The sequence below is a fragment of the Rothia santali genome (assembly GCF_024199905.1).
In the GTDB taxonomy this organism is placed as follows: domain Bacteria; phylum Actinomycetota; class Actinomycetes; order Actinomycetales; family Micrococcaceae; genus Rothia; species Rothia santali.
This window is the reverse complement of the sequence record NZ_JANAFB010000011.1, coordinates 46,953-59,839: the sequence shown is the minus strand read 5'-3', so window position 1 is coordinate 59,839 and position 12,887 is coordinate 46,953. Positions and strand designations below refer to the sequence as shown.

The window sequence follows — 12,887 nt, the reverse complement described above, 5'->3', positions numbered from 1 at the left end:
ACCACTCTGCGGAAGCCCCACGACGAAGACCACCCCGGGCCCATCGCATGCCCACCGCGGCATACCTCCTGGTGGGGACGCTCCTGATCACCGGCTGCTCCCAGGCTGGCGGCGACGGCGGCACGACTTCGAGCGGCTCCTCCGCCGCGGCCGACGTCGTCACCACCGGTTTGGAGACCCCCTGGTCCATCGCCTTCGCGGGCGAGACCCCGCTGATCAGCGAGCGCGACTCGGCCCGGATCCTGGAGCTCGACGACGCGGGGGAGGCCCGCGAGGTCGGCACGGTGCCCGGCGTCGTCCCGCGGGGCGAGGGCGGGCTGCTGGGGATCGCCGTCCGGGACGGCCTCCTCTACGCCTACTCCACCGGCGAGGACGAGAACCGGATCCAGCGCTTCGAGCTGCGCGGCGAGCCGGGCTCCCTCAGCCTGGGCGAGCCGACGGTGCTGCTCGGCGGCATCCCGTCGGCGGGGAACCACAACGGCGGCCGCCTCGCCTTCGGCCCCGACGGCATGCTCTACGCGACCACCGGCGACGCCGGGGACGGACGCCGCTCCCAGGACCTGGGGAACCTCGGCGGCAAGATCCTGCGCCTCACCCCGGAGGGCGAGGTCCCCGGGGACAACCCCTTCCCCGGCTCCCCGGTCTACAGCTACGGCCACCGCAACGTGCAGGGGATCGCGTGGGACGAAGATGGGACCCTGTACGCCTCGGAGTTCGGCCAGAACACGTGGGACGAGCTGAACGTCGTCGAGGCCGGCGGCAACTACGGCTGGCCCGACGCCGAGGGCTCGGACGAGGGGCAGGACTTCACCGACCCGGTGCAGCAGTGGAGCACGAGCGACGCGAGCCCCAGCGGCATCGCGATCCTCGGGGACACCCTCTACATGGCCGCGCTGCGCGGCGAGCGGCTCTACGAGGTGCCGCTCGCGGACCCCACCACCTCGGAGGCGATCCTCGAGGACGAGCACGGCCGCCTGCGCGACGTCGCGGTCGCCCCCGGCGGCGAGCTGTGGGTCCTGACGAACAACACGGACGGCCGCGGCACCCCGGCCGAGGACGACGACGTCGTGCTGCGGGTCGACGCGGGCTGAGGCCCCCGCCACGATCCGGGCCGCGACGCGATGCGACCCTCCCCCGGCTACGATCGCCCCATGCCCACCAACCCTGATCCCAGTTTCGCCCTGTCGCTGGGGGACATCCTCCGCTCGGCCGGGCTCGACCCGGCCGAGGTCCTCCTGATCCGGCACACGTACAACCCGGACGGCATCGGAACCCGGGTGGAGGCCACCCCCGAGCGCCTGCGCGCGTACACCCGCGAGCAGAGCGCCCGCCCGGGCAAGTTCCCCGCCTCGCCCCCGCGCTGGTGGCTGATCTTCCTGGCGGAGACCGGACGACGCTGCCGGCTGGCCATGGTCTACGAGAACCACGGCGAGGCGACCGGGGAGCGGACCGACGAGCACCGGTACTACGATGTGCGCGAGTCGGGAGTCCTCGCCTCGCTCTGCGACCGCCTGCTGATCGAGTGGACCAGGGACACCGTGAACTGGGCCAAGCGCGGAGCGCTGGGCTCGAGGCTCCCGGTCGTGGAGATCGCCGACCCCCACGTGCTGGAGTTCCCCGGGTACGAGCGCGTACTGCTCACCTACGAAGAGCTCCAGCGGCTCCTCGCCGACTCCGCCTACGTGCGGTGGCGAGCGGCCCTGGGATCCGTGCAGGGTATCTACCTCATCGCCGACACGGCCACCGGCAAGCTGTATGTGGGCAAGGCCGACGGGGGCGAGCGGATCCTGGGCCGGTGGGCCGCCTACGCCCGCGACGGCCACGGAGGGAACGTGGCGATGCGGGAGCTCCTGGACCTCGATCCGGCCCAGCCGCGGCGGTACCTCTTCAGCCTGCTGCACGTCTACGGGCCGCAGGCGACCCAGGCGGAGATCGACGCCGCCGAGTCGCACTTCAAGGACGCGCTGCTGACCCGCCGGTTCGGCTTGAATCGAAATTGAAGGACGCTCAGCGCACCTTGAAACCGGCCAGCACCTGAACGCTAGTGGGTCACATCTTCCGAGGATGCCGCCGCAATTCGGCGGTAACCCTTTGCCGGGAGACGAACCACTCGTCGACGACCGGGTCGATGCCGCGAAGCACCCAGCGCATGTTCTCGTACTGATGACGAACGTTCTTGAGGTCCAACAGCGGCTCCAAGTGCGCGACACGGTTTCTGAGCTTGTAGACACCGTCCACGGCTTTCACGATGTCGCGCGGGTTGGCTTTTCGATGAGGAAAGGCCCCCTCCAGGGCGTCGTTCCACAGTCGCTTCCGCCCGGGATCACGATCGGGAAGCAGAAATCTCCACGTTCCGAAGGAGAGTTGCGCCAGCACGTCCGCATGGGACACGGGTCGACCGTGCCCGCGAATGGCACGTTCCGCGCGGCCCCTCCCGGCAGCGAGTTCCTTCTCCCGGACCAGTCTGCGAAGAAGCGGGGCCGGGTCGAGCAGCCAGTCCCCGTCACGATGCTCGCCCGTTTGGGCGTTAATCTGCTCGGCATTCCATCGCCGCAGCCGGGTGTCCATCGCATTGCGCAGGACAACCTCCACCACATGCAGTGCCTGATACACGGCACCAGAGAGCTCGGTGTTCCACTGGTACAAACGGATAGCGTCCTGGCGGTTGCCCTCGGCGGCCTTCACGTAGGACGCCAAGCGAGCGATACTCAGGTGGGGCTCAAGCGTGTCGTACATCGATTCGCGTTCCTACTGCCTCGACGCCAGTATTCATCTGGCGTATGATGGGTCGTGAAAGCAGGGGCAGGTCTCCCTGTTGCTCTTTTACCAAAGGTCCGGCGGTTTTCACCGACCGGGCCTTTGGCTTATCTAAAGTGACACAGCGACCTCTCACCCTCAAGAACCTCACCCTGAACGCGACGCCGAAACCGCCCTCAGACAGGCCCTCCGCGGCAGGCAGAGGGTCAGCTTTACAGGCCATGGGCGCCTGCTCGATGCGAGTCTTCTATGGACCGCTCGACGGTGCTTGCTGCAGCTCGAAAACGCGCTCACAACAGAGACTCACCTTCAGACCACCCGCATCCACAGGAACAGCATCGTGAGCAGGAAGCCCGCGAAGAAGTTCAGGCGGAGAAAGACCTGCCAGGCCGCGCGGGCCCGCTCGCACTCGGCGTCGGGCAGGCCGATGAAGCGGCCGGCGTTGAACGCGTACATCAGCGGGATCACGGCGGCGAGCACCCCGACGTCGTCGCGGAACAGCAGCAGCACGGCCGAGGCCGCGTAGAGCAGGGTGGCCGCCACCGCGGTGCGGCTCGCCCCGATCACGGTCGCGATGGAGCCGATGCCCGCCTCGCGGTCGGCCGCCATGTCCTGCACCGCGCCCAGCGCCTGGGAGGCCATGCCCCATAGGAAGAAGGCCAGCATGGGCGCCCAGAATCCCCACCCCAGCGCGACGCCGGTCAGGGTCGCGCCGACGATCGCGGGTGTCACGAAGTGCGCGGAGGAGGTCATCGAGTCGAGGAAGGGCCGCTCCTTGAAGCGCAGCCCCTTGGCACTGTACGCGACCACCGCGAACAGGCTCACCACCAGCCACAGCCCGGAGGCGAGGTTGCCCACCGCCCAGAGATATGCCGCGAACGGAATGACCGTGACCGCCGAGGCGCCCAGGATCCACGGGTGCAGCGGCTTGGCCAGCACCGCGCCCTCGACGCCGCCCTTGCGCGGGTTGCGCAGGTCCGACTCGTAGTCGAAGACGTCGTTGATGCCGTACATCGCGATGTTGTACGGGATCAGGAAGAAGAGCGTCCCAATCGCCAGGCGCGCGTCGAGCCCGCCGCCGACCAGCAGGTACGCCGCCGCGAACGGGTAGGCCGTGTTGATCCAGGACAGCGGGCGGGAGGAGAGGAGGACCGCGCTCAGGATGCGGGCCGGGGTCAGCTGCCGGGTGCTCATGCGCGCTCCCTCTCGTCGTGGTGCGGTGCGTGGTCGTGGTGCGGTGCGTGCCGGTGTGGTGCGTCGCGACCGCCGGTTGCGCGGCGCGGCGCGGCGTCCCGGCCCGGCCCCGTCAGCAGCAGCGGCACCAGGATCCACGCGGCGGCCAGCGAGTAGGTGAAGTCCTCCACCGGCATCAGGCCGAGCCGCAGCCCGGAGATGTTCTCGTCGGTGTACGTGAACAGGCCCGAGGCGATCATGAGGTTGTCGAAGATCGCGGTCAGGACCAGCAGGATGGCGGTGGTGCCGGACCAGACCGCCCAGAACCGGCGTCGTCCCACCAGACCCGGCCGGCCGGCGCGGGCGGCGCCCCAGGCCGTGAACCCCGCCGCGACCAGCAGGAACGGGATGTTGATCAGCCAGTACGTCACGCGGCATCCCCCTGGCCGGCGCGGTGCGTGCCGTCTGCGCGGCCTGCGCGACCCGAGCGATCCGCGCGTTCCTCAGAGTCTCTGCGGTCCGCGCGCCCGGCGCGGTTGAGCAACCCCGCGACGTTGAGCGTCAGGTAGGACAGGAAGGCCAGGAACACCGGCTCCTCCAGCGGCAGCTCGGGCCCCAGGTCGATGCCGGTCATGAACTCGGTCTCCCCCCGCAGGAAGATCCCGGTGGAGATCCCCACGACGTCCCAGGCCAGGAAGAACAGCGTCATCCCGAGGACCGCGAGCGCGCTGAAGCCCGGGCGGCGGAAGAAGGTCAGCCGGTACCGCCAGTCGAGGATCACCATTCCGGCGGCGCTCACCGCGAGCGCGCCGAGGTAGGCCAGGCCGATCATCGACTCCCCGCCCCCGGGGCGCCGGGCGATCCGCCGGACTCCCGGCCGCGAGCCGGCCCCTCGGCCCCCCGCGCGTCCCGCGTCCCCCGCGCCCCGAGCGTCCCCGCCGGGAGCGGGCCCACGCTGGTGTCCCCGCGCAGCCGCTTGACCACGTTCTCGGCGGAGATCAGGCACATCGGGAGGCCGACGCCGGGCGTCGTCGTCGATCCCGCGTACAGCAGGCCCTCGACGCGGCGGGAGGCGTTGGACCCGCGCAGGAACGCCGACTGGGCCAGGGTGTGCGCGAGCCCGAGGGCGTTGCCGCGCCACGCGTTGTACCGGCCCTCGAAGTCACCGGGGCCCGCGGTCCGGCGCGCGATCACGCGCTCGGCGAGGTCGGGGATCCCGGCCCGCCGCCCGATCAGCTCGATCACGCCGTCCACGATCCGCTCGACCTCGGCGTCGCCGGGTCCGTCCACGGTCCCGCGGGCCCCGTCGGACCGCGCGGGCACCGGGATCAGGACGAAGAGGTTCTCGGTGCCCTCCGGCGCCACGCCCGGGTCGCTCGCGGACGGGCGGCACACGTAGACCGACTCGGAGTAGACCCCGGCACCGCCCGGCCCGCCGGATGAGCCCGTCCCGTCCGAGGACCCCGGCCCGCCGGAGGAGCCGGACCCGCCCGAGTCGCCGGTCGCGGCGGAGAAGATGGCGCGGAAGTCCGGGGCCCAGTCCTCGCTGAAGACCATGGTGTGGTGCGCCAGCTGCGGCAGCTCGCCGGAGACGCCCAGGTAGGCCAGGACCGTCCCGATCCCCGGGTTCCGGCGGCGCCAGGTCCACTCGGGCCGGGTGCGCAGCCCGGCCGGGAGCAGGGCGGTCTCGGTGTGGTGGAGGTCCGCGGCGGAGACCACGACGCCGGCCGGGAGGCTCGCCGCCGCCCCCTCGCCATCCCGCCAGGTCACCCCGGTGACGCGCGCCCGCCGGCCGAGCAGGCGCCGGGCGCCCGCGGCACGACCCCGCGCGAGGCCGGCGGCCCGGGCGGCGATCCCCGCAGGCCGGAGGCGGCGGGTCCGGAGCCGCGGCCGGACGCCGCCGTCCCTGCGTCGTCCGCCAGCGGCCCGGTCTCGATCCCGGTCACCTCCGCGCCGGTCACGATCCTGACCCCGGCCTCCTCCGCGAGCCGGCGCAGGGAGTCCACGAAGGTCCCGAACCCGCCCACGGGGTACTGGACCCCCTGCACGAGGTCGGTGTGACTCATCAGGCCGTACATGGCCGGCGTCTTCCGCGGCTCCGAAGAGAGGAAGACGGCCGGGTAGGTGAGGATCTGCCGCAGCCGGCTGTCGGTGAAGCGGGAGGCCACCTCGTCGTGCAGGCTGCGCGCGAGCAGGCGCGCCAGCTTGGGCGCCTGGCCCGCGACGCCGCCCGCCAGGTACGGCCGGACGCGGGTGAAGGTCGAGTAGAGGAACGCCGAGACGGCCATGCGGTAGGTCTCCCCGGCGTCGTCGAGGTACTCGCGGATGCGCGCGCCGGCGCCGGGCTCGATGCCCTCGAACAGGCGCGCGACCTCCTCCGCGCCGGTGCGCACGTCCACCGCGCCCCGCTCGCCCGAGTACACGCGGTAGGCGGGGTCGAGGGTCGTCAGCTCCAGCTGCTCGGCAGAGGAGGTGCCCATCAGCTCGTAGAAGTGGTCGAAGGCCTCCGGCATGAGGTACCAGGAGGGCCCGGCGTCCCAGGTGAAGCCCTCGGCGCGCAGCGTGCCGGCGCGGCCGCCGAGCTCCTCTCGACGCTCCAGGAGGGTCACCTCGTAGCCGTCGCGGGCCAGGAGGGCCGCGGTCGCCAGCCCGGCGACGCCGCCGCCGATCACGACGGCCGGGGTCTTCGATGCGCTGTCAGACGTCACGGGGTCTCCTCCGATAGGGCGGGATGGCGCACGGCGAGCCGCCGGGCCGCGCCGCCGCGGCGCGCCTTGAGCACGGCGCTGGTCACGATCCCGACCTTCGCCGGGTCAGAGACCCGGACCCGCGTGGTGCTCAGGCGGGCGGCGGGCGTGGCCTCGAGCTTGTCGGTGAGCTGGCTGAACAGCAGGTAGGCGGCGGTCACGCCGGTCCGCGGCGAGACCGGCAGGCCGGGGAGGCTGTGCGCGGCGATCGAGAGGTCGCGCCGGATGTCCTCGATGGCCCGCCCCTTCTCCGCCTCGGTCCGCACCCCGGTGTAGTCCCGGCCCAGGGCCTCGCGGTCCTCGGCGAGGTCGCGGAGGAAGTTGATCTTCTGGAACGCGGCCCCGAGGTGCCGGGCGCCGTCCACGAGCGCCTGGCGGTGGACGGCGTCGTGCTCCGAGCCCGCGGGGCCCGGCCGGCCCGCGACGAACACGTCCAGGCACATCAGCCCCACGACCTCGGCCGAGCCGTAGATGTACTCCTCGAGCCGCTCGCCGCGGTAGGCGCTGGTGTCCACATCGGCGCGCATCGAGCGGAAGAACGCGCGGATGTGCTGCGGGTCCAGCGAGCAGTCCCGCGCCGTGCGGGCGAAGGCCTGCACCACGGGGTTGGCCGAGAACCCGGTGGCGATGCCCTCGAAGACCTCCCGCTCGAAGCGGTCCAGCCGCTCGGCCACCTCGGCGGGCCCCAGCCCGGCGGCGGCGGCCGGGCCGTCCACGATCTCGTCCGCGACCCGCACCATCGCGTAGACGTCCCGGATCCGGTCCCGCTCCGGGCGGGCGAGCAGCCGGGTCGCGGCGCCGAACGACGTCGAGTAGCAGCCGATCACGCTCGCCGCCGCGGCGCGCGACATCTCCTGGTACCGGCTCAGCTCGCTCACGCGACCCCCTGGATCCGCTCGACGCGGTGCTCGAAGCTCTCGCACGCCCGCCCGATCACGGCCCCGGTCACCGGGTGCGGCAGCTCGCCCATCAGCTCTCGCACGCGCCCGACCTTGCGGAGCACGACGTCGCCCGCCCGCTCGGGCGCCCCGGAGCGGGCGATCAGCTCCCGCATCAGCGGAACGTCCGGCACGGCCTCCCCGGCGGCCGCCTCGATCCGCGGCCACAGCGCGGACTCGCGCGCGAACTCCAGCACCATGGTGCGCCGGCCCTCCAGGAGGTCCCCGCCCTCGGCCTTGCCGGTCTGGTCCGTGGAGCCGAAGACGCCGTCGAGGTCGTCGAGGATCTGGAAGGCCGAGCCGAGGCGCTCCCCGATCGCGCCGAGCACGGCCAGCTCGGCGTCGTCGGCCCCGGCCAGCAGCGCGCCCGCCAGCAGCGGGGCCTCGAAGGTGTACGCGGAGGTCTTCAGGGAGGAGGCCAGCGCGACGTCGTCGGAGGTGATGTCCGCGGAACTCGCGACCGAGTACTCGATGTCCAGGATCTCGCCGAGCGCGGTGGCGGCCACGGCGTCGTCCATGACGCGGAGGATGTCCACCAGGGCCCGCGGCTCGGCGCCGGAGTCGATGACCATGCGGTAGGCGCCGGTGATGGCCGAGTCGCCGGCGACGATGGCGATGGACTCGCCGAAGCGCCGGGTCGCCTGGTCGGTGGGGAGGCGCAGGGTCACCCCGGGGCGCTGGAACTCGCGCGGGGCGCGGGCGTGCACGGTCGGGATGCCGCGGCGGATGGGGTCCTCGTCGATCACGTCGTCGTGGATCAGGAACCCCACGTGCAGCAGGTCGAAGGCGGCGGCGATGCGGTGGGCGGCCTCCTGGTCGACGCCGGGGCAGGGCGCGGCGTCGTCGTGCACGACCTCGATGACGTGGGCGTCCGGGTCCAGCCGGGCCCCTGCCAGCGCCAGGCGGGCCCGGATGTGCTTGCCCTCCTCGCCCATGCGGCGAATGCCGTCCCACACCGTGCCGGCGGCCGTGTTGAGGTCCTCGGCCGCGCTGGACCTGCCCTCGGTGAAGGCACCCAACTGGGCCATGGCCGCGGCGAGGTGGGTGACGTTTGCTGACATGTCCTCATTAAATCAGCAGACCGCGGCATCCGGCGGGAGAACGCGGCCCGCGAACGCGCGGAGGAGGCCGGCCCCGAGCTGGTACCGCCCCGGCGTTCCGACCGTAGACTGGCCTCAATGAACGAACACAGCCCCAGCGGCATCAACGTCCTCCTCGTCGCCGACCCGGGGCAGCCGACCCGCCGGGCCCAGAAGATCGAGGACCGGCTCAACCGCGAGCTGGAGGAGTCGTTCGCGCCGCCCATCGGCCTGCACATCCAGACCGAGCCGATCCGCATCCGGACCGACAACACCATCGACTTCGACGTCGCCCGCCGGCTCGCCGAGGAGTACGAGAGGGTCGACGTCGTCATCCTCCTGACCGAGATGCCGCGCCATTCCGAGGGGAAGCCGCTGGTCGCGGAGCTGTTCCCCGATGAGAAGCTGGCGATCGTCTCCTGCCCCACCCTGGGCGTCACCTTCCCCAAGAAGCGGCTGCAGCAGCTGGTCATGAACTGCATCGAGCAGACCCTGCCGGAGGAGCGGCGGGGCCGGATCGACCTGCGCGACCACCACTGGAGCCGCTGGGACCAGGACGAGTCCACGGGACGGTACGCGCTGCGGGCCCACACCGTCACGGGAGCGCCCCGGACCGTCGCGGGCATGGTGCTGTCCAACGACCCCTGGCGGACGGCGCCGAAGCTGTCCAGCGCGCTGGCCGCGGCCGGAGCCACGGGCGCCTTCGGCATCTTCTACAGCTCGATCTGGCAGATGTCGGACGCGCTGAGCCTCCCCCGGCTGCTCTCGATCGGGCTGGGGGCGATCCTGGTCATGACCCTGTGGCTGATCACGAGCAACCGGCTCTGGGACAGGCCGGTCAAGGAGCACCTCGCGAGCGTGGTCATGCTCTACAACCTCTCCACAGTGGTCACGCTGTTCATCTGCATCCTGGCGCTGTACCTGGCCCTGGGGCTGCTGATCCTGGTCGGCGGGCTGGTGGTGATCGACCCGGACTTCATGTCGTACCAGCTGGGGAAGGAGTCGCGCTTCTCGAACTACCTGGACATCGCGTGGATGAGCGCGGCGATGGGCGTGGTCGCGGGCGCGCTGGGCTCCAGCTTCGACTCCAAGACGGACCTGCGGCAGCTGACCCACGGCCAGCGCGAGCGCCAGCGGCGGCTCACCGAGGACCAGGAGAAGAAGGAGGACGGGGCCAAGGAGAAAGACGACACCCGCGAGGACGCGGAGCGCGACGCCGACGACGGGTCGGAGACCGGCGACGAGTCGTCGAAGCGCGGCCCGGACGACGGGTCGGATGCCGAGACGCGCGGGGGCTCCGAGAGAGATCCCGGCGAGGATGCCGGGCGGCGCACGGACGAGAAGGGCGCCGCCGAGCCCGAGGACAGGGCCGACGAGGAGACGGACCGTGAGGCCGGGCCGAGCGGCCCGGAGCGGTACGACTCGGCGCGGAGCGGGGAACCGCGGGACGGCGACCCGGAGTGGGACCGCGACCAGGGCGCCGAGGCGGAGGCCGACGTCGACCCCGACGACCAGAGTGCGGAGCGCCCGGAGGACTCCCCCCGGGCCAACTCGGCGCGGGGCGGCGACTCCCGCTGACCGCCCCCTCGCCCCGGACGGGCCACGGCCGCGTCCTACCCGCCAGCCCCCGTCCGCCGCGCCGGGCTCACCCCTCGCCCGAGGACTCGAACGACGCCGCCCACTCCGCGACCCGCCGAGCGCTCTCCTCCTCGGAGAGGTCCTCGACCCGGGACATGATCGACCAGTGGACGCCGAAGGGGTCGCGGATCGAGGCGAAGCGGTCCCCCGAGACGAAGTCGCTCGCGGGCTCCCGCACCACCGCCCCGGCCCGCACCGCCCGCTCGACGACGGCGTCGACGTCGGCGCAGAACAGGCCGATCGAGTAGCACGCGCCGTCCCCCTCGGGGGCAGCCACCAGCCCGTAGGCGGGATTCACCTCCCCGATCTGGAGGCGCCCGTCCCCGAAGTCGAGGTCGGCGTGCGCCATGACCCCGCCCATGTCGGTGCGGTCCACGATGCGGGCGCCGAAGACGGACCGATAGAATTCGAGGGCGTCCCCGGCGCCCTTCAGCGCGAGGAAGGGCGTCAGGCTCGTGGAGCCGTGCGGGACGCCGTCGGTGGTGTGCTGGCCGGTGACCCCGCGGCGGGGCGTGTCGTTGTCGTTCATGACCCGAACGTAGGCCCGCCCGTCCGCCCGCGGCTTGTAGATTCGCGACATCCGCGGCAGGAGGAGGCGCCGGTGACCGACGACGACGCCCGCGGCGTCCTCTACCCCGAGCGCCTCCCCGTCTTCCACCGAGAGCCCGCCCCGCCCGAGGTCGCGGAGCGGATCCGCTGGTTCTGGGTCCCGCGCTGGAGCCTGCCGCCCGGCGAGTCGTCGCGGCAGGAGCTGCTGCCCTTCCCGGCGTCGAACCTCGTGGTCCAGCCCGCCGGGGTCTCGCTGGCCGGGCCGGCGTCGGGCGCCTCCCACCGCGAGCTGCGCGGCACCGGCTGGGCGGTCGGCGCGCTGCTGCGCCCGGCCGGCCTCGCGGCCCTCCACCCGGACCCGCGCGCCCTCCGCGACGTCGAGGCGCCCTTCCCGGCCGCCGCCCTGCACCGCGCCGTCGCCGGGGCCATGGCCGACCCCGACGCGGACGCCGGCCGCGAGCGCGCCGTCCGCGCCTTCGCCTCCTGGGCGGCCCGCCTGCCCGCGCCCGACGACGCCGCCCTCCTCGCCAACGCGCTGGAGGACCTGATCGCCTCCGACCCGGGGATCGTGCACGTGGAGCAGGCCGCGCGCCGGCTGGGGGTCTCGGTGCGCGGCGTCCAGCGCCTCGCGCGGCGCCACGTGGGGCTGCCGCCGCTGACGATCATCCGCCGCTACCGCCTCCAGGAGGCGGCCCAGCGGCTCCGGGAGGACCCCGCGGCGACGGTCGCGCGCGTGGCCGCCGACCTCGGCTACGCCGACCACGCCCACCTCTGCGCCGACTTCCGCACGATCCTGGGGTTCACGCCGCGGGAGTACCGGGACGGCGGGGGCGCGCCCGCCGGCGAGGCGCGGTAGGGCGGGGCCGTCCCCGCCGACGGGGCACCGGAGGGCAAAGGCGCATCCACCGGCGAAATGCGGGACGGCGGGACCGTTCCCCCGGGCGGGGCGCGGGAGGGCCACTCACCCCCGGTCGTACGCCGGAGCCTCGTCGAACACCGCGCGGGCCGAGGTGACGAAGGCGTCCAGCTTGCGGGTCATCCGGTGGCGGCTCGGGATGACGGCGACGACGCCGAGCGGGGCGTATTCGCCGTCGAGCTCGGCCGCGCTGTAGGCGATGCCCTCGTAGCTCGTGGTCTGGCGCGTGCGCTGGGTCAGCAGCGAGTACCCGACCCCGCGCGCCACCAGCCCGCGCAGGACCTCGTAGTTCCCGGTCCGGTGCCGCACGTCCGGGGAGAGCCCCTCCGAGGCGAACAGCGAGAGGAAGTACTGGTCCGCCGGCTCGAGGCCGAAGAGGATGAAGGGGTCCGCCGCGAGGTCCGCGAGGGCGACGACGCCGCGGCCCGCGAGCCGGTGCCCGGGCGGCAGCAGCGCGTACGGCGGGATGGACCCCAGCTGCGTCGAGTGGCCGATCTCCGACAGGTCGTCCTTGAACCGGTAGTCGTAGAGGACGATGACGTCGTGGGCCCCCAGCGTCATGCCCTGCAGCAGCTCGCTGCGGGACCCCTCCTCGAACCGCACCCGCACGTCCGGGTACCGCTCGGCGAAGTCGGCCACGATCCGGGGGATCAGCAGGGGCGCGATGGTCGAGTAGCAGCCGATGTTCAGGGGCCCGGACATGTCGTCGCGCAGCTTCGCGGCGTTGGCCTCCAGGTCGGCGGCCTCCCGCAGCAGGTGCCGGGAGCGGCCGAGGACCGCCTGCCCCTCGCGGGTCAGCGAGAGCCCCCGGGCGTGGCGGACGAAGAGCTTCACGCCGAGCTGCCGCTCGAGGTCGGCGATCGCGTTGGAGACCGCCGACTGGGACATGAACAGATGCTGGGCGGCCGCGGTGACCGTGCCGTGCTCGGCGACGGTCTCGAAGTACTCGAGCTGCCTCAGGGTGATGACCATGGCCTCTGCATCTCCTCGCCGCTAGACCGGACGGCGCCGGGCGGGGGCGGCGCCCCGGCCGAACGGCTCCACGTCCACAGTAGCGACCGGGGCGGCGTCGGGCCCGGCCGGGAGTCGT

The 12,887-nt window shown here is 72.9% G+C and carries 14 protein-coding genes; 4 read left to right on the top strand and 10 right to left on the bottom strand.

The genetic code is table 11. The annotated features are described in order from the left end of the window. Positions 1-47 precede the first annotated feature (47 nt). A complete protein-coding gene (locus NBM05_RS06230; RefSeq protein WP_254165910.1) occupies positions 48-1,091 on the top strand; it encodes a PQQ-dependent sugar dehydrogenase in 1,044 nt (347 codons plus the stop codon). A 60-nt stretch (positions 1,092-1,151) separates the two neighbouring features. After that, complete coding sequence (locus NBM05_RS06225; protein WP_254165908.1) at positions 1,152-2,000, top strand: GIY-YIG nuclease family protein; 849 nt, start codon at positions 1,152-1,154, stop codon at positions 1,998-2,000. Between the two features lie 49 nt (positions 2,001-2,049). Here the strand turns inward: NBM05_RS06225 and NBM05_RS06220 are convergent, their stop codons facing one another. The 8 genes from NBM05_RS06220 to NBM05_RS06190 all read right to left on the bottom strand — a co-directional run bounded on the left by NBM05_RS06220 (position 2,050) and on the right by NBM05_RS06190 (position 8,676). Continuing rightward, positions 2,050-2,736 (bottom strand): hypothetical protein, encoded by a 687-nt coding sequence (locus NBM05_RS06220; RefSeq protein WP_254165906.1) that lies wholly within the window; start codon positions 2,734-2,736, stop codon positions 2,050-2,052. A gap of 330 nt (positions 2,737-3,066) precedes the next feature. Beyond that, positions 3,067-3,951 (bottom strand): prenyltransferase, encoded by an 885-nt coding sequence (locus tag NBM05_RS06215; protein ID WP_254165904.1) that lies wholly within the window; start codon positions 3,949-3,951, stop codon positions 3,067-3,069. Beyond that, positions 3,948-4,361: a lycopene cyclase domain-containing protein gene (locus tag NBM05_RS06210; protein WP_254165903.1), complete on the bottom strand. Its 414-nt coding sequence runs from the start codon at positions 4,359-4,361 to the stop codon at positions 3,948-3,950. Before NBM05_RS06210 ends, NBM05_RS06215 begins: the two co-directional genes overlap by 4 nt. Next, the gene (locus NBM05_RS06205) at positions 4,358-4,762 is read right to left on the bottom strand and encodes a lycopene cyclase domain-containing protein (RefSeq protein WP_254165901.1); all 405 of its coding nucleotides are present in this window, start codon (positions 4,760-4,762) and stop codon (positions 4,358-4,360) included. Before NBM05_RS06205 ends, NBM05_RS06210 begins: the two co-directional genes overlap by 4 nt. After that, complete coding sequence (locus NBM05_RS15630) at positions 4,759-5,700, bottom strand: phytoene desaturase family protein (RefSeq protein ID WP_309248128.1); 942 nt, start codon at positions 5,698-5,700, stop codon at positions 4,759-4,761. Before NBM05_RS15630 ends, NBM05_RS06205 begins: the two co-directional genes overlap by 4 nt. Then, positions 5,697-6,638: a phytoene desaturase family protein gene (gene crtI, locus NBM05_RS15625; RefSeq protein WP_309248127.1), complete on the bottom strand. Its 942-nt coding sequence runs from the start codon at positions 6,636-6,638 to the stop codon at positions 5,697-5,699. The genes NBM05_RS15630 and crtI overlap by 4 nt, the downstream gene beginning before the upstream one ends. Further along, positions 6,635-7,555, bottom strand: a complete 921-nt coding sequence (locus NBM05_RS06195; protein ID WP_254165899.1) for a phytoene/squalene synthase family protein — start codon at positions 7,553-7,555, stop codon at positions 6,635-6,637. Before NBM05_RS06195 ends, crtI begins: the two co-directional genes overlap by 4 nt. Beyond that, on the bottom strand, positions 7,552-8,676 hold the full coding sequence (locus NBM05_RS06190) for a polyprenyl synthetase family protein (protein WP_254165898.1): 1,125 nt from the start codon (positions 8,674-8,676) through the stop codon (positions 7,552-7,554). Before NBM05_RS06190 ends, NBM05_RS06195 begins: the two co-directional genes overlap by 4 nt. Positions 8,677-8,793: 117 nt before the next feature. Here NBM05_RS06190 and NBM05_RS06185 point away from each other — a divergent pair, with 117 nt between their 5' ends. Then, entirely contained in the window at positions 8,794-10,272 is a 1,479-nt protein-coding gene (locus NBM05_RS06185) for an ICP22 family protein (protein ID WP_309248126.1), read from the top strand. Positions 10,273-10,339: 67 nt separating this feature from the next. Here NBM05_RS06185 and NBM05_RS06180 read toward each other — a convergent pair whose 3' ends face one another. After that, entirely contained in the window at positions 10,340-10,861 is a 522-nt protein-coding gene (locus NBM05_RS06180) for a VOC family protein (RefSeq protein ID WP_254165897.1), read from the bottom strand. A 72-nt stretch (positions 10,862-10,933) separates the two neighbouring features. Here NBM05_RS06180 and NBM05_RS06175 point away from each other — a divergent pair, with 72 nt between their 5' ends. After that, a complete protein-coding gene (locus tag NBM05_RS06175) occupies positions 10,934-11,737 on the top strand; it encodes a helix-turn-helix transcriptional regulator (protein ID WP_254165896.1) in 804 nt (267 codons plus the stop codon). 105 nt (positions 11,738-11,842) lie between these two features. Here the strand turns inward: NBM05_RS06175 and NBM05_RS06170 are convergent, their stop codons facing one another. Next, positions 11,843-12,769 carry a LysR family transcriptional regulator gene (locus NBM05_RS06170; protein WP_254165895.1) on the bottom strand — a complete coding sequence of 309 codons (927 nt, stop codon included), beginning with the start codon at positions 12,767-12,769 and terminating at the stop codon, positions 11,843-11,845. Positions 12,770-12,887: the final 118 nt, after the last annotated feature.